Origin of the sequence: Kitasatospora sp. NPDC057223, from assembly GCF_042669755.1 — a bacterium.
GTDB lineage: Bacteria > Actinomycetota > Actinomycetes > Streptomycetales > Streptomycetaceae > Kitasatospora.
The window spans coordinates 25,082-46,203 of the sequence record NZ_JBHUWW010000043.1; the positions used below are offsets into that span (position 1 = coordinate 25,082).

Sequence of the window (21,122 nt, forward strand, 5' to 3'; positions counted from 1 at the left end):
GGGGCTCGATCGTTCGCATGTTCGAATGACAGGGCGGGCGGATACGCTTCAGGGACCCGTCTCCGCAGACCGGAAGGCCCGCCCATGTACGCCCTGCACGCGCTCTGGCGGGCCGACGGGCGACTGGCCCTCTGGGCGGAGGACGCCCGCGCCTACCCGCCGCCGCAGCCCGCACCGGACACCGGAGCCGGCCCCGGCCCCCGCGCCGTCCGGGCCCACCCTTACGCCTGCCCGGCCGGCGCCGTCGCCGCCCTGCTCGCCGGCATCGGCCCCGGACTCGGCTGGCTCGCCGACCAGGCCCCCGAACGCTGGGCCACCCTGCGCCTGCCCACCCTCGGCGGCGTACCCACCCCGTCCCCGGAACTGCCCGTGCCGCCCAGCCGCGGCGGCACCTCCCTGACACCCTGGCGGGTCCCCGCACTGCTCTTCGACGCCGCCGGCGCGGCCCAGCTCCTCGGCGAGCTCTTCGACCCCCGCTGGGCCGTCACCACCGCCGAGCTCCCCGCCGCCGGGCGCGTCGAGATCACCCACGGCGCCTCGCTGCGCTGGCTCACCGCCGTCCACGACCTCGCCTGGCGGCTCGTCCACCGCGGCCGCGTCCTGCCGCTGCCGACCACCGAGAACGGCGCACCGCACGCCCGCTGGCGCCCCGCCCCCGACGAGGACGGCCGCCGCGAGGCCGCCGCACTGGCCGCCGGCTGCCCGCCGGTCTGCCGCGGCGAGTGGCCGGGCCCGCCCGCCGGGCGCAGCGGAACCGCCCTGGTCGCCGACCTGCTGGACACCCTGGCCGACGCCGAGGCCCGCGCCGTCCTCGCCGACGTACCCCCGCTGCTGCGCACCGGCCGCCCGGCCCCCGGCACGGCAGTCGAACACTGGCTGACCGCGCTGCGCACACCCGACGGCGCCGCCGGGCAGCCCGCGCAGGAGGACCCGGCCGGCAACCGGGCCGAACTGGCCGCCCTCGGGCAGCAGCTCGCCGCCTGGTACGCCGGCACCGCCCCGGCCGACGCCCCGCTGCGCCTCTGCTTCCGGCTGGCCGAGCCCGTCGGCCCCGACCCCGACGACCCCGAGGGCCGCCCCTCCGACGACCACTGGCAGCTCGAATTCCTGCTCCAGGCCACCGACGAGCCGTCCCTGCTCGTGCCCGCCGCCGACTTCCGGCTCGGCGGCCCGGCGCTGGCCGCGCTCACCCAGAAGGCCGCGGACCCGCTCGACGCCTACGCCGCCGAACTCGACCGGGCCGTGCGCTGCTGGCCCGCGCTGCGCGAGGCCCTGCGGTCCCGCCGCCCGGCCGCGCTCCGCCTCGACCGGGCCGGCGCCCTCGACTTCCTGCGCAGCGGCGCGCCCGACCTCACCGCCGCGGGCTTCGGCGTGCTGCTCCCCACCTGGTGGCGCCGCCGGCCGGCCCTCGGCCTCACCCTGAACGTCCGGACGCCCGCCGTCGCCGCCGTCGAGACCGGCAGCCAGGTCGACCGGGACGCCGTCGTCGCCTTCCGCTGGCAGGCCGCCCTCGGCGGACTCGCCCTCACCCAGCAGGACCTGACCGACCTCGCCGCCGCCAAACAGGGCCTGGTACGGATCCGGGGCCAGTGGGTCGAGGTCGACGCCGAGCAGATCGCCGCGGCCCTGGCCTTCCTCACCGGCCACGCGAGCGGCGCGATGTCCACCGCCGAGGTGCTGCGGACGGCACTCGACCCGGAGGCCGCCGTCGGCGGGCTGCCGGTGACCGCCGTGCACGCGGACGGACCGCTCGGCGAGCTGCTCGCCGGGCGGGTGGCGCCCGCGCCCGGGGCCGTCCTCCCGGAGAACTTCCTCGCGACCCTGCGCCCCTACCAGGAGCGGGGGTTGGCCTGGCTCCGCTCGCTGGCCGCGCTCGGCCTCGGTGCGGTGCTGGCCGACGACATGGGCCTCGGCAAGACCGTCCAGACCCTCGCCCTGCTCGCGGTCGAGCAGGCGGAGGGCGTCACCGCGCCGACCCTGCTGGTCTGCCCGATGTCCCTGGTCGGCAACTGGCAGCGGGAGGCCGCCCGGTTCACCCCCGACCTGCGGGTGCACGTCCACCACGGGGCCGACCGGCCCACCGGGGACGGGCTGCGCGCGGCCGTCCGGCACGCCGGCCTGGTGATCACCACCTACGGGCTCGTCCAGCGCGACGCGCAGGAGCTGGCCTCGATCGAGTGGCGGCGGGTCGTCGCCGACGAGGCGCAGTCCGTCAAGAACTCCGCCACCGCCCAGGCCCGGGCCGTCCGTTCACTGCCGGTGACCACCCACCGGATCGCCCTCACCGGCACCCCGGTGGAGAACCGGCTGGCCGAACTGCACGCCGTCCTGGACTTCGCCAACCCGGGCCTGTTCGGCTCCGCCGCGCGCTTCCGCGAGCGGTACGCGATCCCGGTCGAGCAGCACGGCAACGCCGCAGTCGCGGCCGAACTCCAGCGCCGGACGGCGCCGTTCGTGCTGCGGCGGCTCAAGACGGACCCGCTGATCGCGGCCGAGCTGCCCGCGAAGCAGGAGATGACCGTCTGGTGCAACCTCACCACCGAACAGGCCGGCCTCTACCAGGCGGTGGTCGCGGAGCTGCTGCACCGGGTCCAGGGCATCCGCGGTGTCGAGCGGCGCGGCACCGTCCTCGCCGCCATCGGCAGGCTCAAGCAGGTCTGCAACCACCCGGCCCAACTCCTGCACGACGGATCGGCGTTGGCGGACCGCTCGGGCAAGGTCGCCCGGCTGACCGGGATCCTGGCGGAGGCACTCGCCGAGGGCGACCGGACGCTCGTCTTCACCCAGTACGCCGAGTTCGGCACGCTGCTCCAGCCGTACCTGGCCGAGCGGCTCGGCGAGGAGGTGCTCTACCTGCACGGTGGTGTGCCCAAGCGGCGGCGGGAGGAGCTGGTGGCCCGCTTCCAGCAGCCGGGCGGGCCCGGGGTGTTCCTGCTCTCGCTGAAGGCCGGGGGCACCGGGCTCAACCTGACGGCCGCCAACCAGGTGATCCACCTGGACCGCTGGTGGAACCCGGCGGTCGAGGAGCAGGCCACCGACCGGGCCTTCCGGATCGGCCAGCGGCGCGACGTCCAGGTGCGCCGGTTCGTCTGCGTCGGCACCGTCGAGGAGCGGATCGCCGAGATGATCGAGTCCAAGCGCGCCCTGGCCCAGGCCGTGGTCGGCGAGGGCGAGCACTGGCTCACCGAGCTGTCCACCGCTGAACTGCGGGCCCTGGTGGCCCTCTCGGCCGATGCGGTGGGGGAGTAGGGGAGTACGGGAGATGGCAGTGGAGAACGACGGGCGCCCGCCGGACGAGTGGCCGCTGGAGGAGTTCCTGGCCGACTACTGGAAGGGCTCCTTCACCCTCCGGGAGGAGCCGGACGCGCCGCCCCCGGAGCAGGCCACCGCCCTCGCGGGCCTCGGGCCGTCCGGTATCACGGTGCGCGGTCGCGAGCTCGCGGTGCTGCTGGCTCCGGCGTACGAGGCGTTCACCGCCTGACCGCAGGCGTCCACCGCCCGACCGCAGGGGCCGGCGCCGGGGCCTGCGGTAGCGTCGCACGGGTGGGCGACCTCGCTCGCGCCGGAGCCGCTGCCCCGGTGCGGCCCGGCCCGGTGCCGTCCGGCCCCGGTTTGACCCTCGACCTGGTCGAGCCCCCAGAGTCCTCGGCATGGAGAGCGACATGCGCAGCATCGGCGAGATGGCCCGGGACAGCGGCCTCACCGTGAGTGCGCTGCGGTACTACGACGGCGCCGACGTGTTCGGCCCGGCGTGGGTCGACCCGCAGACCGGCTACCGCTGGTACGAGCAGGGGCAGCTCGCCGACGCCCGGCTGCTGAGCAGGCTCCGCCGGGTCGGCCTGCCGCTCGCGGACATCCGGCTCGTCCTCGACCGGTCCGCCGGGTCGGCAGCCGCACACCGCGTCGTCGACGCGCACCTGCGACGGCTGGAGAACGGCCTCGCCGATGCCCGCCGCGAACTCTCCTTCATCCGAGCACTTCTCGACCAGAGGGAGAACCCCGTGGAGCACCACCGCACCGAGACCAGGGTCACCGTCGACGCCGCCGCACTGGCCGCCGCGCTGGACGCCGTCCGCTTCGCCGTCGGCGGCGACCCCGAACAGCCCGCCCTGGCCGGGGTGCTGTTCGAGATCGAGGGCGAGCTGCTGCGGCTGGTCGCCACCGACCGCTACCGGCTGGCCGTCGCCGAGGCCGCCGTCGCGGTGGCGGACGGCGGCCCGGCCGCCGCGATCGTCCCGGCGGCGCTGGTCGACGGGGCCCGTGCGCTGCTGGCCGGCGGCGGGCGGGCCGAGCTCACCCTCGGCGGCGCGACGGTCGCGCTGGCGGCCGGCGGCCACCGGATCGAGGGCGCGGCACTCGACCACGACTACCCCGACTACCGCCGGCTGGTGCGACTGGAGCCGGCCCGCCGGGTGGAGACCACCACCACCGCCCTGCGGCAGGTGCTCGCCGACGCGGCCACCCGCCGGATGCCGCGCACGCAGGACGGCGTGGACTGCGAGATCGCGGTGCTCAGCATCGCCGAGGACGGCACGCTCGGCGCCGACGACGGCCGGACGCCGGACGCCGGGACGGCGGAGGGCGGGGCAGCCGGGACAGCCGGGACAGCCGGGGTAGCCGCACTGCGGGTGGCCGTCGACCGGGAGTTCCTGCTGGACGCGATCCGGGCCGGCGCCTCGGAGCAGCTCGTGCTCGAACTCGGCGGCCCGATCGCACCGTTGGCGATCCGGACGCCCGGCAGCAACGGCACCTTCTCGCTCCTGATGCCCGTCCGGCTGACCGAGCCCGCCTCGGCCTGAGCCGCGCCCGGCCGAGCCCGCCGGGGACCGGCGGATCCTGCCTCCCGCCCCGGCCGGCGCGTTGCGACCCGTGCTGCGGGCGTCAGTGGTCGAGGAAGTCCAGGACGAGGCGCCGGAAGCGCTCGGGCGCCTCGACCCACGGGCGGTGGCCGCAGTCGTCCAGCACCTCCAGCCGGGCCCGGGGGTGGCACTCGGCGGTCAGCCGGGCGGGAGTGGTGCCGATCAGGCCGTCGAGGCCGCCGGCCACCACCAGGACGGGTGTCCGTGCCAGCGGCACCGGTCGGCCCGCCGACGCGTAGAAGGCCTGCCGGATCCACGGCTGCGGGGCGGTCAGCGGCTGGCTGACGGCCCGGCGCGCCGCCTCGGACCAGGTGCCCCAGGAGAACGGCGCGAGCTCGGCGAGGAGCTCCGCAGTGGGCTCGGCCCCGGCCCGGAGCTTCTCGTCCGCCGCTGCGGCTCGCGGGTACCAGTCCTCGCCGGCCCGGCCCGCCCGGATCTCCGCCACCTCGGCGTCGTCCGGCTCCCGGGCGGCCCGGCCCACCGGCGTCACCAGCACCAGCCGCCCGACCCGGTCGGGGGCGTCGGCCGCGTACCGCTGGGCGGTCAGCGCCCCGGCCGAGTGCGCGAGCACGTCGGGCCGGTCGAGCCCGAGCTCCCGGACCAGCCCGTCCACATCGCGGGCCTGCGCCGCGAACGAGCAACTGGCCCGGTCTGCAGGCACTTCGGATCGTCCGGTGGCCCGGGCGTGCAGCGTGATCAGCGTCCGGTGGCCGTCCAGGCCGCCGAGCGTTCCGAGGTAGCGGGCGTCCATTCCGGGCCCGCCGGCGAGGGCGACCAGCGCCGGGCCGGCCCCGGAGACGTCGTAGTGCAGGAGGGTCCCGTCGTATGCGGTGAAGTGCGGCATGGACGTGATCATCACACGGCCGCGGCCGGGCCCTCCACTGGATTCCGGCGGTCCGGTGGCACCCGCCCGGGCCGGAATTTCCTTTTCCCCGTGGGTTGTTGGCAGTGGCGCGCACCCGGACGGGGGCGTACCCGGATCCGCCTCCCAGGAAGGGCTCCGACCATGGCAGCCGTCCTCTCGGACGAACTGAAGAAGTACCTCGACGACTCCCGCGCCTTCGCCACCGTGGCGACCGTGCTGCCCGACGGACGACCGCACCTCACGATCGTCTGGATCAAGCGCGACGGCGAGGACCTGCTGTTCTCCACCACGCTGGACCGCCTGCAGGGGAAGAACGCGGCCCGGGACCCGCGCGTCACCGTCCTGATCAGTCCGCCGGAGAACCCCTACACCTACGCCGAGGTCCGCGGCAGCGCCACCGTCACGCCGGACACCACCGGGGAGCTGCTGGACGAACTCTCGGTCAAGTACACGGGCCAGGAGTACGCCGTCTTCAACCCGGCCTCGAAGGACGACGGCCCCCGCGTCGTCGTCCGCATCACCCCGGACAAGGTCACCGGCCGGCTCTGACACGCGATGCCCGGGCCACCCGGGCCACCCGGGCCACCCGGGCCGCCCGGGCCGCCCGCCCGCCCGGCCGTGCCCGGCGCCCGGTACGGCCGGGTGCGCGCGGTCGTCGCGACACGCGTTTGCTGGCGCTAGCGATGTGCTTGCAATTGCAAGCACGGTCGGGCACGCTGTGGGCATGGCCTCCCTGAACGTCGGCTCGCTGGGCGAGTACATCCGCGAGCAGCGGCGCACCGCGCAGTACTCGCTGCGGCAGTTGGCGGAGGCCGCCGGTGTGTCCAACCCGTACCTCAGCCAGATCGAGCGCGGGCTGCGCAAGCCGAGTGCGGAGATCCTGCAGCAGATCGCCAGGGCGCTGCGGATCTCGGCGGAGACGCTGTACGTCCAGGCCGGGATCCTGGAGGAGCGGCAGGGTGACGGCCTGGAACTGCGGGCCGCGATCCTGGCCGATCCGCTGATCAACGAGCAGCAGAAGCAGGCGCTGCTCGCGGTCTACGACACCTTCTTGAAGGAGAACACGCCTCCGCGGGGCCCGGCCCCGAAGAGGGCGGCTCCGAAGCAGGACCAGGCCGCCGAGGGGCAGCACGCACCCCGGGCCGAGCAGCCGGCCGCCACGGCCGGCAGCGACCGAGAGACCTAGACGCCAGGAGGACCTGTCATGCCGATCACGGACGAGATCAAGAAGACCCTCAACGACCCGACGCCGCTGTACGCCCTCGCCGGCGCCGGCGACCTGGCGTACGAGAAGCTGCGGGAGGTGCCCGGCAAGGTCGAGGCGCTCGCGGCGGACCGCAAGGGCACGCAGGAGAGGGCCGCCGCGCGACTGCAGGAGGCGCAGGCCCGGCTGGTCGAGGCGCAGGCGAAGGTGGCCGGTTCGGTGAACACGCTGCCCACCGACATCAAGGTGCTGCAGGAGAAGGCCCAGACCTTCGCACTCCAGCAGGTGGGCCGGGCCGTGGAGCTCGCGGTGAAGGCCAAGGAGGCCTACGACGAGCTTGCCGTGCGCGGCAAGGGCGTCGTGGACAAGGGCCGCGCCGAGGGCACGGAGGAGACCGGCGAGCTGGCGGAGACCGCCGCGCCGCTGTGGGCCGACGCCGAGCCCGCGGACGAGGTGCCGGTGGACGGGGAGCCCGTGGACGAGGAGCCCGTCGAGGCCGAACTCGTCGACGAGGCCGGGGCCCCCGAAGCCGCGAAGAAGAGCCCGCGGCCGCGGAAGGCGCCCGGCGCCGGCAAGTAGTCCGTCGTGGGTGAGGCCGCGGCCCGGCGGGTAGGTGGGTGGCGGGAGCACCGGCAGCCGGGCCGTTCCGGGGCACATCCCGGCCGGCCGGTACGTTGTCCCGGCTGTGGCGGGCGGCCGTGCCAGGATGGACGGCGCCGTAGCCACGGAGATGACCGGTAGGGCCTGAGTGAGGAGACCGCAGTGGGTGGATTGGGCCAAGTCCTGGCCTTGGACTTCTTGAACCCCTTCTGGTGGCTGGCGGTCGGCATCCTGGGCTTCAAGCTGGCCGCTCTCCTCGACGCCGCGAGCCGCCGGGACGAGGCCTACCGCGCGGCGGACAAGAAGAGCAAGCCGTTCTGGCTGGCCATCCTGGGCATCGCGTTCGGGGTGGACCTGCTCTTCGGGGCCAACTTCCTGACCAGCTTCCTGACCCTCGGCGGCCTGGTGGCCGCGATCGTCTACATGGTCGACGTCCGGCCGGCGATCAAGCAGCTGACGGACGGCCGTGGCGGCAAGGACTCGCGGAACACGGGGCCGTACGGGCCCTGGTGACCGGCGGGGACGTGTGGCGGAACGGAGAACGGGCCGGGTGCGCAGGCACCCGGCCCGTCCGTGTCAGCCGAGGATCAGCGGTGCGGGGTTGCGTTCGAGCAGCAGTACGGCGACATCGTCGGTGAGGGCCCCGCCGTTGAGGTCCTCCACCTCGGCGATCGCGCTGTCGACCAGTCGCCCCCGGGTGAGCCCGGCCGCCTGGTGGTCGCCGATCAGCTCGGCCAGGCCGTCCTGCCCGAGACGCCGGGAGCCCGCGCCGACCCGGCCCTCGATCAGGCCGTCGGTGTAGAGCAGCAGCCGCCAGTCGGGCTGCAGCTCCAGCCGCTGCGACGGCCAGTTCGCCTGGCTGTCGTCGCAGGGGAGCAGGCCGAGGGCCGGGCCGGCCAGCTCGGCCGGGAGCAGCAGCGGGCCGTGGTCGGCGCCGAGGAGCAGCGGCGCGGGGTGCCCGGCCAGGTAGAGCCGGGCGTGCTCGACGGCGGGCCCCGTGCCGCTGCCGGTGCTCGTACCGGTGTCGGTGCCGTCCGCGCCGGGGCCGTTCCCGTCCGGCTCGATCACCAGCATGCAGAGGGTCGCGAAGATCTCGTCGCTGCGGCGTTCGTGTTCGAGGACGTGCTGGAGGGTTGTCAGCAGGGCCTCGCCGGTCAGGCCGGCGAACACCAGGGTGCGCCACGCTATCCGCAGGGCCACACCGAGTGCGGCCTCGTCGGGGCCGTGGCCGCAGACGTCGCCGATCACCACGTGGACGGTGCCGTCGTCGGTGCGGACGGCGTCGTAGAAGTCGCCGCCGAGCAGGGCGCGGCGGCGGCCCGGGCGGTACCGGCGGGTGAAGGACAGCCCGGCGCCGTCCAGCAGCGGGGTGGGCAGCAGGTGGCGCTGCAGGCGGGCGTTCTCCTGGCCGCGCAGCTCGGCCTCGACCAGTCGGCGCTGGGACTCGTCGGCCCGTTTTCGTTCCACCGCGTACCGCAGGGCCCGGGCGAGCAGCGGGCCGTTCGTCTCGTGCTTGACCAGGAAGTCCTGTGCTCCGGCGGCGACGGCGGCAGCGCCCAGCTCGGCCCCGCCGGCGTCGGTGAGGACCACGACGGCGGTCTGCGGGGCGCGCTGCAGCAGCTCGCGGAGCCGGCTCAGGCCGTCGGGGTCCGCCTCGGCCGCTGCCGCCGCGGACCGGGTCCCGGGCTCGGCGAGGTCGAGGAGTACGCAGCCGAAGTCCGCACCGCGCGAACGGTTGCGGCGCGTCCACGGCGGTGCGGCGGCGAGCAGGTCGATCGCGTGGTCCATGCCGCGGGCCCAGTGGACCTCGATGGCGGTGCCGCTGTCGGCGGCCGCGGACTTGATCAGCCGGGCGCCCTCGGCGTCGTCCTCGATCACCAGGATCTTGAGCGGTGCGGCCTCGCCGGCCGCCCGGGCCGGGACCGTCGTGGCGCGGGTGGCCGCGGGGGAGGCGACCGTGTCGCCCGTGGGCGTGGCGCGCGGGCGAGGTATCGGGGCCGCGGCCACGGTGGTGCGGGCGGCGCCGTCCTCACGGACGGAGCTGTTGCGGGCATGGCCGTCCGGGGCATCGGCCGGGGTGCCCGGCAGCTCGTCGGCGCCCGGTACCCGCCCGTCTCCCTGTGCGGGCATCGGTCGGTCCTCCCTTTCCCCGACTGGGCAACGGTCGGCGTCCGTGCGCAGTGCCCGCCTGGCACCGCGTGTCGGGGAACTTCTCGCGACCATAACGTGATCTCCGGGGGTTTCTACGGCCTGTGGGCGCCGGTGTGGTCATTGCCACGCCGCTGCCGGTCCGACTGGATAGCGTGCGGAACGCGGGTGGCCCGGCCGGGGCGGGCCCGGGACGGGAGGACGGTGCGGTGACGCGGATCACGCTGGTCGAGGGTGACATCACGGAGCAGCAGGTGGACGTGGTGGTGAATGCGGCCAACTCCTCCCTCCTCGGCGGGGGCGGGGTCGACGGTGCCATCCACCGCAGGGGCGGCCCCGAGATCCTGGCGGAGTGCCGCAGGTTGCGGGCCTCGCACTACGGCAAGGGGCTTCGGACGGGTCAGGCGGTGGTGACGACGGCCGGCCGGCTGCCGGCCCGCTGGGTGGTGCACACCGTCGGGCCGGTGTACCTGGCGGAGGAGTACGAGGAGCGGGCCGGCCTGCTCGCCTCCTGTTACCGGGAGTCGCTGCGGGCTGCGGCTGCTCTCGGGGCGAGAACGGTGGCGTTCCCCGCGGTGTCGGCCGGGGTGTACGGCTGGCCGCTGGACGACGCGGCCCGGATCGCCCTGACGACGGTGGAGTCTGAAACGGCATCGGGAACGGCATCGGGAACGGAAACAGCATCGGGAATGGGAACGGGAGCGGGAACGGCTTCGGGGTCGGGGCTGGAGGAGGTGCGGTTCGTGTTGTTCGGGGCGGAGTCGTACGCGGCGTTCGATCGGGTGCGGCAGGAGTTGGGGCAGCAGGGCTGAGCGGGCACGGGCGGGTGCGGCGGAGAGCGCTGCCCCGGCCGTATTCAGCTGTTCCCATGGTGGCGTGACGGGGCGTCAACACGCCAGAGTTATTCGATAACTCGTTCGAGTGAATCCGTCGGCTCGCTCACCTGCACCTCCGAAGCGGCCCGGGAGCCGGGCCCGGAAGCAGCCCCGGAAGCAGCCCCGGGAGCCGGGCCCGGGGGAAGGTCCGGGGCACGGGCCCTACGGCGCCAGCGCGCTCCACGGCACCGTGGCCTCACCCTGCCGCCACCGCCCCCGGGCGTCCACCAGCGGCCAGTGCGAGGAGAGCGCGGTGCAGGCCGCCGCCCACCGCTGCCGGGCGCCGAACGCCCCGTACGGCGCGGCCGCCGCCCAGGCCCGGTCGAAGTCGGACAGGAAGGCGTGCACCGGCCGCCCCGGCACGTTGTGGTGGATCAGCGCCTTCGGCAGCCGTTCGGCCAGATCGGACGGCTGGCCGAGGCCGCCGAGGCGGGCCGCGAAGGTGACCGTGCGCGGCCCCTCCGGACCGATCGCGACCCAGACGTGCCGCCGCCCGATCTCGTCGCAGGTGCCCTCGACGAGCAGTCCGTCCGGTGCCAGCCGGCCCCGCAGCCGGTCCCAGACCGAGGCCACCGCCGACTCGTCGTACTGCCGCAGCACGTTGGCCGCCCGGATCAGCTGGGCCGGCCCGCCGCCGTCCAGCGGCACCTCGAAGCCGCCGCGCCGGAAGGTCAGCAGCGGTGGTTCGGCGTACGGCAGGGCCGCCGCGACCCGCTCGGGTTCGATCTCGATGCCCACCACCCGGACGTCCGCCCGGACCGCCCGCAGCCGGCCGGCCAGCTCGACCGCAGTCCAGGGCGCCGCCCCGTAGCCGAGGTCCACCGCGACGGGGGGCCGCGCGGCCGAGCGCAGCGCGGGGCCGAGCGTGTGCGCGATCCAGCGGTCCATCCGGCGCAACCGGTTGGTGTTGGTGGTGCCGCGGGTGACCGTTCCGACCGGCCGGGCCGCCCGGCCGCGGGCGGACGGGGGTGCGGGGTCGAAGGTGGCGGCCATCCCAGCAGGGTACGCGGCGGAGCCCGGCAGATTCATGGGCCGGGGCGGGAATGCGGGGAGCCGGACCGGTGGTTTGAACACTGGCGGCGAGACCTGTCCGGGCACGGGGGGTGACGACAGGGCGGCGCCGAGCAGTACCCGGCGTGACCGACAGGAGTCGCGGCAGCGCCGATAGCAGTACCAGCAGGGCAGCAGCAGGGAAATCGGGGAGCACAGAGGAGGCTTCAGCCACGTGGTCCAGCACCCCGTACGGTCGGTTCGTCGTGTGCCGAGTCCGCCCACCCGCGGCCGGCTCCAGAGTCTTGTCGGCGCCAGGTCCCGCCGACCGCGCCGGATAGCCATGCTGAGCGTGCACACCTCGCCGCTGCACCAGCCGGGCACCGGCGACGCGGGCGGGATGAACGTCTACATCGTCGAGCTGGCCAAGCGCCTCGCCGAGCTGAACATCGAGGTCGAGGTGTTCACCCGCGCGATCTGCTCGGACGACGCGCCGACGGTCGAGCTGGCCCCCGGGGTGCTCGTCCGGCACGTCACCGCCGGGCCGTACGAGGGCCTGCTCAAGGAGGACCTCCCGGCCCAGCTCTGCGCCTTCACCCACGGGGTGCTGCGCACCGAGGCCGGCCACCGCCCCGGGCACTACGACCTCGTCCACTCGCACTACTGGCTGTCCGGCCAGGTCGGCTGGCTGGCCGCGCAGCGCTGGGGGGTCCCCCTGGTGCACACCATGCACACCATGGCGAAGGTCAAGAACGCCGCGCTGGCCGCCGGCGACTGTCCGGAGCCGCCGGCCCGGGTGATCGGCGAGACCCAGGTCGTCGAGGCGGCGGACCGGCTGATCGCCAACACCGCCGAGGAGGCGGCCGAGCTGTCCCTGCACTACGCGGCCCGGCCGGACCAGCTCGCCGTCGTCCACCCCGGCGTGAACCTGGACGTGTTCCGGCCGGGCGACCAGCAGGCCGCCCGGGCCCGGCTGGGCCTGCCGCAGGACGCGTCGGTGCTGCTCTTCGCCGGCCGGATCCAGCCGCTCAAGGCCCCGGACGTACTGCTGCAGGCCGTCGCCGTGCTGCTCGAACGGGAGCCGGCGCTGCGCGAGCGCCTGATCGTGCCGATCGTCGGCGGCCCCTCCGGCACCGGCCTCGCCAAGCCGGAGAGCCTGCACAAGCTGGCCGCCCAGCTCGGCATCGGCGACGTGGTGCGCTTCCACCCGCCGGTCGGACAGCAGCACCTCGCCGAGTGGTACCGCGCCGCGACGGCCCTGGTGATGCCCTCGTACAGCGAGTCCTTCGGCCTGGTCGCCCTGGAGGCGCAGGCCTGCGGCACACCGGTGGTGGCCGCGGCGGTCGGCGGCCTGCCGGTCGCCGTCCGGGACGGCGTGACGGGCACGCTGGTGCGCGGCCACGATCCGCAGGACTGGGCGCACGCCCTGAAGCCGTACGCCACCGAGCCAGACCTGGTCGGGCGCCAGGGCGCGGCGGCGGCCCGGCACGCCGCGGTCTTCGGCTGGGGCGCCGCCGCCGCGAGCACCGCCGAGGTCTACGCGGGGACGCTGGCCCGCCAGGCCGGCCGGCTGGCCGCCTCCCGGCTGCGGCTGGTCTGACCGGCCGCGGCCGGTCCGACCGGCGGGCCCTGCTGCGCGCCGCCACTACCGCCGAGTAACGTCAATTCCATGGCAATCCGCACCAAGGACGAGGCCCTGACCCTCCTGCGCGCCGCCCTGGACGACACAGGAGTGGCCTGGGAGCCCGCCGCCACCGACCCGTTCACGCTGGTCGCTGCGCTGCCGGGCGTCCGAAAGCTGAGTACGGCCTGCGCCCTGCGGGTCGGCGACCACACCCTGTCGGTGAACGCGTTCGTGATCCGCCGCCCGGACGAGAACCACGAGGCCGTTTACCGCTGGCTGCTGGAGCGCAATACCAGGCTGTACGGCATCGCGTACGCGATCGACGCCCTCGGGGACGTCTACCTCGCGGGCCGGCTCCCGCTGGAGGCGCTGACCCCGGACTCGGTGGACCGGCTGCTCGCCGCCGTGCTGCAGAGCGCGGACGAGCCGTTCAACACCCTGCTCGAACTCGGCTTCGCCTCCGCCATCCGCCGCGAGTGGGAGTGGCGCACCAAGCGCGGCGAGTCGACCCGCAACCTGGACGCCTTCGCGCACCTGGCCGCACCGGTCGCGCCGCCCGCGGCCGGGCCCGCCGACCCGGGATCTGCCGCTCCGGGATCTGCCGCCTCAGGATCGACCGCCTCGGGGCCCGCCGAGTAGCGTCAGGCGCTCGTCGCCCGCAGGCCGTCCGCCTTCGGCAACCCGGCGTCAGGCACGGGCGCGGGGGCGGGAGCCGGTGCGGACGCGGGCGCATCGGCCGTCCGGCGGCCGAGCACCAGGTGGCCCGCTGCGGCGAGCGTCCCGAGCAGGGCGCACCCGCCCCAGACCGCGCCGCCGCCCGCGTGCTGGAGCAGCAGACCGCCCAGCGCCGGGCCGAGGAAGGAGGCCAGCGACCAGGACAGCGAGTAGACGCCCTGGTAGCGGCCGCGCGCGTGGGCGGGCGAGAGTTCGGCGACCAGGCCCATCATGGTCGGCGTGTTCATGATCTCGCCGATCGTCCACACGACGACGGTGACCGCGAACAGGATCGCCGAGGACCCGGCCAGGGCCGTCAGCCCGAAGCCCCAGCCGGTCAGCAGCGCGCCGGCGACCAGCAGCGCCGTCCGGTTGCGGCCCTCCGTCATCCGGGTGACCGGGATCTGCAGCAGCACGATCAGCAGGCCGTTCAGGCCGATCACCAGCCCGTACCGGGCGGCCGAGATGCCCGCCTGCCCCATGTCGACGGCCAGCGTGGTGCTGCCCTGCTGGACCACCAGGGCCAGCAGCAGGGTGAGCCCCACCACGGCCATGAAGCGGGTGTCCCGGAACACGGTGCCCAGGCTCACGGCCGGCGCGTCCCGGTGCAGGGCCGGGGCCTCGGGCCTGGTCTCGGGGATCTTGACGAAGACGACCACCGCACAGAGCAGCGTGGTGAGCGCGTCGAGCAGGAAGAGCGTGAGGTAGCCGTGGGCGGCGATCAGGCCGGCCGCGGCGGCCGAGACCCCGAAGCCGATGTTGATGGCCCAGTAGTTGAGGGAGTAGGCGCGGACGCGGTCGGCCGCGGGCACCAGGTCGGCGATCATCGCCGAGACGGCGGGCCGGGAGGCGTTGCCGCAGAGCCCGACGAGGAACGCCACCGAGGCGATCGCCACCTGGCCGTCCGCGAAACCGAGCACCGCGGTGGAGAGCGCCGTGCCGACCTGGGCGGCCATCAGGGTGGGCCGCCGGCCGATCCGGTCGGTCAGCACCCCGGCCCCGACGGACGCCACGGCCGAGCCGAGCCCGAACAGGGACGCGACCAGACCGGCGTACGAGGCGGAGTAGCCGCGGTCGGCGGTCAGGTACAGGGCCAGAAAAGTGACGACGAAGCCGCCGAGCCGGTTCACCAGGGTCGACGTCCAGAGCCACCAGAACTGCCGGGGGAGCCCGCCCATCGTCTCCGTCAGGACTCTCCGGAGGCGGTCGGGGACGGGCATGGCGGGGCTCCCGGGCAGCAGTTGTCCCGGTGAGCGGTGCGGGGTGGACCGAACAGCGGGGCAGTAAGTGGCTCAAGCGATGGTTGTACATTACACAGCGGCCCTGGCCGCTGCCAGCCGTTAACTTGCCTCCACTAAGCTGGGGGCCATGGCTGATACGACCTACCGACTGATCCTGCTCCGCCACGGCGAGAGCCAGTGGAACCAGAAGAACCTGTTCACCGGTTGGGTCGACGTCGACCTCAACGAGAAGGGCGAGAAGGAGGCCGCACGTGGCGGCGAGCTCCTCGCCGCCGAGGGCTTCCTCCCCGACGTGCTGCACACCTCGCTGCTGCGCCGTGCCATCCGCACCTCGCAGATCGCGCTGGACAAGGCCGACCGGCACTGGATCCCGGTCAGCCGCAGCTGGCGGCTGAACGAGCGCCACTACGGCGCCCTGCAGGGCAAGGACAAGGCCCAGACCCTCGCCGAGTTCGGCGAGGAGCAGTTCCAGCTCTGGCGCCGCTCGTACGACACCCCGCCGCCGGTGCTGGCCGACGACAACGAGTACTCGCAGGCGAACGACCCCCGCTACGCCGACATCCCGAGCGAGCTGCGTCCGGCCACCGAGTGCCTCAAGGACGTCGTCGACCGGATGCTCCCGTACTGGTACGACGCGATCGTCCCGGACCTCGCGGCCGGCAAGACCGTCCTGGTCACCGCGCACGGCAACAGCCTGCGCGCGCTGGTCAAGCACCTCGACGGCATCTCGGACGAGGACATCGCGGGCCTGAACATCCCGACCGGCATCCCGCTCGTGTACGAGCTGGACGCCGACTTCAAGCCGCTCGCCAAGGGCGGCCGCTACCTGGACGCCGACGCGGCCGCAGCCGCCATCGAGGCGGTCAAGAACCAGGGCAAGAAGTAACCCGTTTCACCGCAGGCCTTCCGGCCCCGCCTCCCCGACCCGGGGAGGCGGGGCCGGACCCGTTGGCGCCCCCGGTGTCCGCTGCGGGTCAACTCCCTTGTGGGTGAAGGGTCCTGAAAATGGTTCAGACCATTGACGCCCGGCCGGGCGGGATCCTACCGTGGGAGCATTGGCCTGGCGCAGACATGCCAACGATCTCTGTCGGCCGCCCCCGTGCGCAGTCTGTGTCCGGCGTGTTCATCCACCCCCACGGAGGAGCACCATGCGCAAGCGTCACATCCTCGCGGCGGCCCTCGCGGCCGCCGCCGTCCCGCTGGGCCTCGCGGTCCCCGCCCAGTCGCACGGCTACATCTCCACCCCGCCGAGCCGCGCCGCCCTGTGCGCCGCGGGCACCGTCACCAACTGCGGTGACATCCAGTACGAGCCGCAGAGCGTGGAGGGGACGAAGGGGTTCCCCACGACCGGGCCCTCGGACGGCACCATCTGCGCCGGCGGCAACTCGCGGTTCGCCCAGCTCGACGCCCCGCGCAACGGCGCCTGGCCGGCCACCAAGGTCACGGCCGGGCAGAAACTCACCTTCACCTGGAAGTTCACGGCGCGGCACTCGACCACGTCGTTCCGGTACTTCCTCACCAAGGCCGGCTACAACGCGAGCCAGCCGGTGACCAGGGCCACCCTGGACCTCACGCCGTTCCTCACCGTCCCCTACAACGGCGCCCAGCCGCCGACCACGGTGAGCCACGTCGCGACCCTGCCCACCGGTCGTACCGGACACCAGGTGGTCGTGGCGGTGTGGGAGATCGCCGACACCGGCAACGCCTTCTACTCCTGCACCGACCTCACGTTCTGAACCCGCAGGCCCGGCCGGCCGGCGAACGGCTGAGCAGCTGAGGGAGTGCGATCCCGCCCCGGGCCGGGCCCTGAACCCGGCCCGGGGCGGAGCGGCGGACTCAGTGGCCGCCGCAGCAGCCTCCGCTCACACCGCCGCACTGGCAGGGGGCGCCGCTCTGGCAGCCGCAGCCGCACCCGGGGCCGCAGCCGCAGCCGGCGGCGAGGACGGGCAGGAGTTTCGGGGCCGGGGAATCGGTCGACCGGGTCGGCGGTGCGGGCCGGGTGGGGGTTGCCTTCATGGCGCTGGACCCTCCTCGTGACGGGCACACGTCGGTGCCTACATATCGAGTGAAGCGTCGCGCCGACGGGCCGTCAACGGGCGCGCGGGGGTGGGAGCCCGGCGCACCGTGCGCCCCCACCGCCCGCGCCCGGGCCTACTCCGCTGCCGCGGTTCCCGTCGAGGCGACGAACTCGTCCACGTGCTCGCCGGTCACCAGGTAGACGACCCGCTTGGCCACCGAGACCGCGTGGTCGGCGAACCGCTCGTAGTACCGGCCGACCAGCGTGACGTCGACGCCGGTCTCGATCCCGTGCTGCCAGCGGTCGTCGATCAGGTGCGCGAACAGCTCGCGGTGCAGGGCGTCGATCGCGTCGTCGTCCCGCTCCAGCTCCAGCGCCGCGTCGACGTCCTTGGTGGCGATCACCAGGCCGGCCTTGGCGACGAGGCGCTGGGCGAGCTGGCCCATCTCCAGGACGATCGGGTGCAGGTCGTGCGGCACCGCGGACGCCGGGTAGCGCAGCCGGGCGACCTTGGCGACGTGCCGGGCCAGGTCGCCGCAGCGCTCCAGGTCGGCGCTCATCCTCAGCGAGGTGACCACGATGCGCAGGTCGGTGGCGACCGGCTGCTGGCGGGCGAGCAGGTCGATCGCCCGGTTCTCCAGGTCGTGGTGGAGGGTGTTGACCTTCTCGTCCGCGGCGATCACGCTCTCCGCCAGGCCGAGGTCCGCGTCGAGCAGTGCCGTGGTGGCCCGGCCCATCGCGGAGCCGACCAGGCGGGCCATCTCGACCAGGCTGTCGCCGATCGAGTCGAGTTCCTCGTGGTACGCGTCGCGCATGCTCTCTCCTCAAAGCTGTGTCGGTGGCGGTGCCGACCGGACGCCCCGCAGTCGCTGGACTGCTGGGACGGCCGCTGCTGGTGGCGCGAATCGTACGCGTGCACCAGGGGTGACGGGCGGGTGCCCGCGTACCGTCTCCCCGTCCCACATGGGCCGCGCAACCCAGAGTGGGCCGTCCGGGCGACCACGCACGACCCGCACAGTGAACCGGCAGCTACCTGAAGGTGAATTCTCGGCAACGTAGGGCGGATGCCTTGATCCGAGCAGGGGGGACGGCCGTCGGGATGCGCTTACGCTGGCCACATGGACGTGAATGTGGCCGCCGCCGCTGCCTGCGCCATAGCCGGGCTCGGCGTCGGCCTCACGGCCGCCATCGCCTTCCGTTGGAGCGAACGCGAACAGGCCCGGGACCGGAACGGCAGCAGCGGTAAGAACGCGGGTGGCACGACCAGCACCCAGGAATCCCCTCTGCCCCCCGGGGTGGACACGGTGCTCTCCGTGCTGCGCTCCTGCGCGATCGTGCTGGGCGACGGCGACGAGGTGGTCAAGGCCAGCTCCGCCGCCTATGCGATGGGCCTGGTCAGGGGCGGTGCGATGGCCGTCGACCAGATGCTGACGCTGGCCCGGGCGACCCGCCGCGACGGCGAGATCCGCCAGGCCGAGCTGGAGTTGCCCCGCCCCGGGGTGGCCCGCGCCACCGATCCGCTGGCGGTGTCCGTCCGGGTCGCGCCGCTGGGCTCGCGCCTGGTGCTCGTGCTGGTCGAGGACCTCACCGAGCGCCGCCGGGTGGAGGCCGTCCGCCGCGACTTCGTCGCGAACGTCAGCCACGAGCTCAAGACCCCGGTCGGCGCGCTCTCGCTGCTCTCCGAGGCGGTCGCCGACGCATCCGACGACCCGGAGGCCGTCCAGCGGTTCGCCGGCCGGATGCAGATCGAGGCGACCAGGCTCGCCAGCCTCGTCCAGGAGATCATCGACCTGTCGCGGGTCCAGGACGACCGCCTGATGGTCGACCCGGAGCCGGTGCCGGTGGACGAGCTGATCGCCGAGGCGATCGACCGCTGCCGCCAGCAGGCCGCCGCCAAGCAGATCCACATCGCCGCCGGCGGCATAGCCGACCTCTACCTGCACGGCAACCGCGGCCAGCTGACCGCGGCGCTCGGCAACCTGGTCGAGAACGCCGTCAACTACAGCCCGCCCCGCACCCGGGTGGCCATCGCCACCCGGCGGATCTCCAGCGCCGCCGCGCTCGGCGAGGCGGACGGCGAACTGATCGAGATCTCGGTGACCGACCAGGGCATCGGGATATCCGAGAAGGACCGCGAGCGGGTCTTCGAACGCTTCTACCGGGTGGACCCGGCCCGCTCCCGCCAGACCGGCGGTACCGGGCTCGGCCTCTCGATCGTCAAGCACGTGGCGGCCTCGCACCGAGGCACCGTCTCGGTCTGGAGCGTCGAGGGCCAGGGCTCCACCTTCACCGTCCGACTGCCCGCCGGGCAGGCACCCGAGGACCACCGGCCCACTTCCGAGCCGACGGTCCGACCCCTGTCAACCACCACCCCCCAGCGTGCCCCGGAGGCCCGAAAGTGACCCGAGTACTGGTCGTAGAGGACGAGGAGTCGTTCAGCGACGCCCTCTCGTACATGCTCCGCAAGGAAGGCTTCGAGGTGGCCATCGCCGCCACCGGCCCCGACGCCCTGGAGCAGTTCGAACGCAACGGTGCCGACCTCGTCCTGCTCGACCTGATGCTCCCGGGCCTGCCCGGCACCGAGGTCTGCCGCCAGCTGCGGGTGCGCTCCAACGTGCCGGTGATCATGGTGACGGCGAAGGACAGCGAGATCGACAAGGTGGTCGGCCTGGAGATAGGTGCGGACGACTACGTCACCAAGCCGTACTCCACCCGTGAGCTGGTCGCCCGCATCCGCGCGGTGCTCCGCCGCCGCGGCGAGGACGGCGGCCCCGGTTCGGACGGCGGCGGCCCCGGCGCGCTGGAGGCCGGCCCGGTCCGGATGGACGTCGACCGGCACGTGGTGACGGTGGACGGCGCCAAGGTCGACCTGCCGCTCAAGGAGTTCGACCTGCTGGAGATGCTGCTGCGCAACGCGGGCCGGGTGCTGACCCGGATGCAGCTGATCGACCGGGTCTGGGGTGCGGACTACGTCGGTGACACCAAGACCCTGGACGTGCACGTGAAGCGCCTCCGGGCCAAGATCGAGCCGGACCCGGGAGCCCCGCGCTACCTGGTGACGGTGCGCGGCCTGGGCTACAAGTTCGAGCCGTAGACCGCGCCGCCGGTGGCATGACGAAGGGCCCTCCCCGCGGGGAGGGCCCTTCGCGTCGCTCAGTGCGCGGTGGGGCTGGGGCTGCCGGTCGCGGTGGCGGTCGCTGTTGCCGTCGCGGTGGCCGAGGGGCTGCCGGTGGCCGAGGGGCTGGCGGAGGCAGCCGGCGGCAGGGCCGTGGCGCTCGCCGAGGCGGTGGCGCCGGGGGAGGCCGTCGCCGCCGGGGCCTTCGGGCCGAAGCCCTTGTAGATGCCGCTGTCGGAGTAGACCGAGGCCTGGGCCTCGACCTTGCCGCTCTCGCCGGGCTCCCCGAAGGCGAACGCGGTCGGTGCGAACCCGCCGACCTGCACGCTGGTCGAGGCGACCCGGGCGGAGGGCGCACCCGGACCGCCGAGCAGCACACTGCCGCCGGCCGGGATCACGAGCTTGTCGACGCTCGCGCCGGCCGCGTCGGTGAGGCTCGCGGTGCCGGTGCCCACGGTGACCGTCTTCAGCGTCGCGTCGGTCGTCCCGGTGTTGCTGATGTTGACGGTCACGCTGGCGGGCCCGGTGTGCTCGCCCGAGGACTCGGCCCCGGTGACGACCACGATGTTGTTCAGTAGCAGGCTCGTGCCGAGGGTCGCCGAGGCGGTGTCCGGCTTGACCTCCAGCGTCTCCGCGGTGTTGCCGGCCGCGCAGGCTGACAGCGAGGCGATGGCGAGGGCGGCGATGGCGGCGAGGCCGCCGCGTCGAAGGCTGCGGCTCACGGCGGCGGCTTCTCCTTTGTCACGTTTCGGGTGGTCGGACCTCAGGTTACCGACCGTTGTCGACGGCTCGTCACGGGGTGGCCCCGTGTCGTGGTCGGAGTACTTCCGGGCGGCCGGCCGTGGGGTCCGGGGCGGGGTCCGCAGCGGG

Annotated in this window: 20 protein-coding genes; 14 read left to right on the forward strand and 6 right to left on the reverse strand. The window is 74.3% G+C overall.

The window, feature by feature from the left end; genetic code table 11:
• Nucleotides 1-84 precede the first annotated feature (84 nt).
• From ACFUK0_RS17540 to ACFUK0_RS17550, 3 genes are all read left to right on the forward strand, one after another.
• On the forward strand, nt 85-3,249 hold the full coding sequence (locus ACFUK0_RS17540; RefSeq protein ID WP_380251015.1) for an SNF2-related protein: 3,165 nt from the start codon (nt 85-87) through the stop codon (nt 3,247-3,249).
• Nucleotides 3,250-3,262: 13 nt separating this feature from the next.
• Entirely contained in the window at nt 3,263-3,481 is a 219-nt protein-coding gene (locus ACFUK0_RS17545; protein WP_380251017.1) for a hypothetical protein, read from the forward strand.
• A 169-nt stretch (nt 3,482-3,650) separates the two neighbouring features.
• On the forward strand, nt 3,651-4,799 hold the full coding sequence (locus ACFUK0_RS17550) for a MerR family transcriptional regulator (RefSeq protein WP_380251019.1): 1,149 nt from the start codon (nt 3,651-3,653) through the stop codon (nt 4,797-4,799).
• A gap of 82 nt (nt 4,800-4,881) precedes the next feature.
• Here the strand turns inward: ACFUK0_RS17550 and ACFUK0_RS17555 are convergent, their stop codons facing one another.
• Entirely contained in the window at nt 4,882-5,703 is an 822-nt protein-coding gene (locus tag ACFUK0_RS17555; protein WP_380251021.1) for an alpha/beta fold hydrolase, read from the reverse strand.
• A 162-nt stretch (nt 5,704-5,865) separates the two neighbouring features.
• Here ACFUK0_RS17555 and ACFUK0_RS17560 point away from each other — a divergent pair, with 162 nt between their 5' ends.
• The 4 genes from ACFUK0_RS17560 (at nt 5,866) to ACFUK0_RS17575 (ending at nt 8,041) form a co-directional block, all read left to right on the forward strand.
• Nucleotides 5,866-6,273 (forward strand): PPOX class F420-dependent oxidoreductase, encoded by a 408-nt coding sequence (locus ACFUK0_RS17560; protein ID WP_380251023.1) that lies wholly within the window; start codon nt 5,866-5,868, stop codon nt 6,271-6,273.
• Nucleotides 6,274-6,448: 175 nt separating this feature from the next.
• Nucleotides 6,449-6,910: a helix-turn-helix domain-containing protein gene (locus ACFUK0_RS17565; RefSeq protein WP_380251025.1), complete on the forward strand. Its 462-nt coding sequence runs from the start codon at nt 6,449-6,451 to the stop codon at nt 6,908-6,910.
• 18 nt (nt 6,911-6,928) lie between these two features.
• Nucleotides 6,929-7,507 carry a hypothetical protein gene (locus tag ACFUK0_RS17570; protein WP_380251027.1) on the forward strand — a complete coding sequence of 193 codons (579 nt, stop codon included), beginning with the start codon at nt 6,929-6,931 and terminating at the stop codon, nt 7,505-7,507.
• 210 nt (nt 7,508-7,717) lie between these two features.
• The gene (locus tag ACFUK0_RS17575; RefSeq protein WP_380251029.1) at nt 7,718-8,041 is read left to right on the forward strand and encodes a DUF2516 family protein; all 324 of its coding nucleotides are present in this window, start codon (nt 7,718-7,720) and stop codon (nt 8,039-8,041) included.
• 63 nt (nt 8,042-8,104) lie between these two features.
• Here the strand turns inward: ACFUK0_RS17575 and ACFUK0_RS17580 are convergent, their stop codons facing one another.
• The gene (locus ACFUK0_RS17580) at nt 8,105-9,658 is read right to left on the reverse strand and encodes a PP2C family protein-serine/threonine phosphatase (RefSeq protein WP_380251030.1); all 1,554 of its coding nucleotides are present in this window, start codon (nt 9,656-9,658) and stop codon (nt 8,105-8,107) included.
• Between the two features lie 227 nt (nt 9,659-9,885).
• Here ACFUK0_RS17580 and ACFUK0_RS17585 point away from each other — a divergent pair, with 227 nt between their 5' ends.
• On the forward strand, nt 9,886-10,488 hold the full coding sequence (locus ACFUK0_RS17585; protein ID WP_380251032.1) for an O-acetyl-ADP-ribose deacetylase: 603 nt from the start codon (nt 9,886-9,888) through the stop codon (nt 10,486-10,488).
• A 225-nt stretch (nt 10,489-10,713) separates the two neighbouring features.
• Here the strand turns inward: ACFUK0_RS17585 and ACFUK0_RS17590 are convergent, their stop codons facing one another.
• Nucleotides 10,714-11,544, reverse strand: a complete 831-nt coding sequence (locus ACFUK0_RS17590) for a class I SAM-dependent methyltransferase (RefSeq protein WP_380251034.1) — start codon at nt 11,542-11,544, stop codon at nt 10,714-10,716.
• A gap of 232 nt (nt 11,545-11,776) precedes the next feature.
• On the opposite strand from ACFUK0_RS17590, the gene mshA reads away from it, so the two are divergent.
• Together mshA and ACFUK0_RS17600 are read left to right on the forward strand one after the other, a co-directional pair.
• A complete protein-coding gene (gene mshA / locus ACFUK0_RS17595; protein ID WP_380251036.1) occupies nt 11,777-13,141 on the forward strand; it encodes a D-inositol-3-phosphate glycosyltransferase in 1,365 nt (454 codons plus the stop codon).
• Nucleotides 13,142-13,210: 69 nt separating this feature from the next.
• Nucleotides 13,211-13,804, forward strand: a complete 594-nt coding sequence (locus ACFUK0_RS17600) for a YbjN domain-containing protein (protein ID WP_380251038.1) — start codon at nt 13,211-13,213, stop codon at nt 13,802-13,804.
• A 2-nt stretch (nt 13,805-13,806) separates the two neighbouring features.
• Here ACFUK0_RS17600 and ACFUK0_RS17605 read toward each other — a convergent pair whose 3' ends face one another.
• Nucleotides 13,807-15,099 carry an MDR family MFS transporter gene (locus tag ACFUK0_RS17605; protein WP_380251040.1) on the reverse strand — a complete coding sequence of 431 codons (1,293 nt, stop codon included), beginning with the start codon at nt 15,097-15,099 and terminating at the stop codon, nt 13,807-13,809.
• 148 nt (nt 15,100-15,247) lie between these two features.
• On the opposite strand from ACFUK0_RS17605, the gene ACFUK0_RS17610 reads away from it, so the two are divergent.
• Together ACFUK0_RS17610 and ACFUK0_RS17615 are read left to right on the forward strand one after the other, a co-directional pair.
• Nucleotides 15,248-16,006, forward strand: coding sequence for a phosphoglyceromutase (locus tag ACFUK0_RS17610; protein ID WP_380251042.1), 759 nt, complete (start codon nt 15,248-15,250; stop codon nt 16,004-16,006).
• Between the two features lie 262 nt (nt 16,007-16,268).
• Entirely contained in the window at nt 16,269-16,856 is a 588-nt protein-coding gene (locus tag ACFUK0_RS17615; RefSeq protein ID WP_380251044.1) for a lytic polysaccharide monooxygenase, read from the forward strand.
• Nucleotides 16,857-17,271: 415 nt separating this feature from the next.
• Here ACFUK0_RS17615 and phoU read toward each other — a convergent pair whose 3' ends face one another.
• Nucleotides 17,272-17,952, reverse strand: coding sequence for a phosphate signaling complex protein PhoU (gene phoU / locus ACFUK0_RS17620; protein WP_380251047.1), 681 nt, complete (start codon nt 17,950-17,952; stop codon nt 17,272-17,274).
• A 303-nt stretch (nt 17,953-18,255) separates the two neighbouring features.
• Between phoU and ACFUK0_RS17625 the strand changes: the two genes are divergently transcribed.
• Together ACFUK0_RS17625 and ACFUK0_RS17630 are read left to right on the forward strand one after the other, a co-directional pair.
• Nucleotides 18,256-19,539 (forward strand): sensor histidine kinase, encoded by a 1,284-nt coding sequence (locus tag ACFUK0_RS17625; protein ID WP_380251049.1) that lies wholly within the window; start codon nt 18,256-18,258, stop codon nt 19,537-19,539.
• Nucleotides 19,536-20,231, forward strand: coding sequence for a response regulator (locus ACFUK0_RS17630; RefSeq protein ID WP_380251051.1), 696 nt, complete (start codon nt 19,536-19,538; stop codon nt 20,229-20,231). The genes ACFUK0_RS17625 and ACFUK0_RS17630 overlap by 4 nt, the downstream gene beginning before the upstream one ends.
• A gap of 59 nt (nt 20,232-20,290) precedes the next feature.
• Here ACFUK0_RS17630 and ACFUK0_RS17635 read toward each other — a convergent pair whose 3' ends face one another.
• Nucleotides 20,291-20,974 (reverse strand): DUF461 domain-containing protein, encoded by a 684-nt coding sequence (locus tag ACFUK0_RS17635; protein ID WP_380251053.1) that lies wholly within the window; start codon nt 20,972-20,974, stop codon nt 20,291-20,293.
• Nucleotides 20,975-21,122 lie beyond the last annotated feature (148 nt).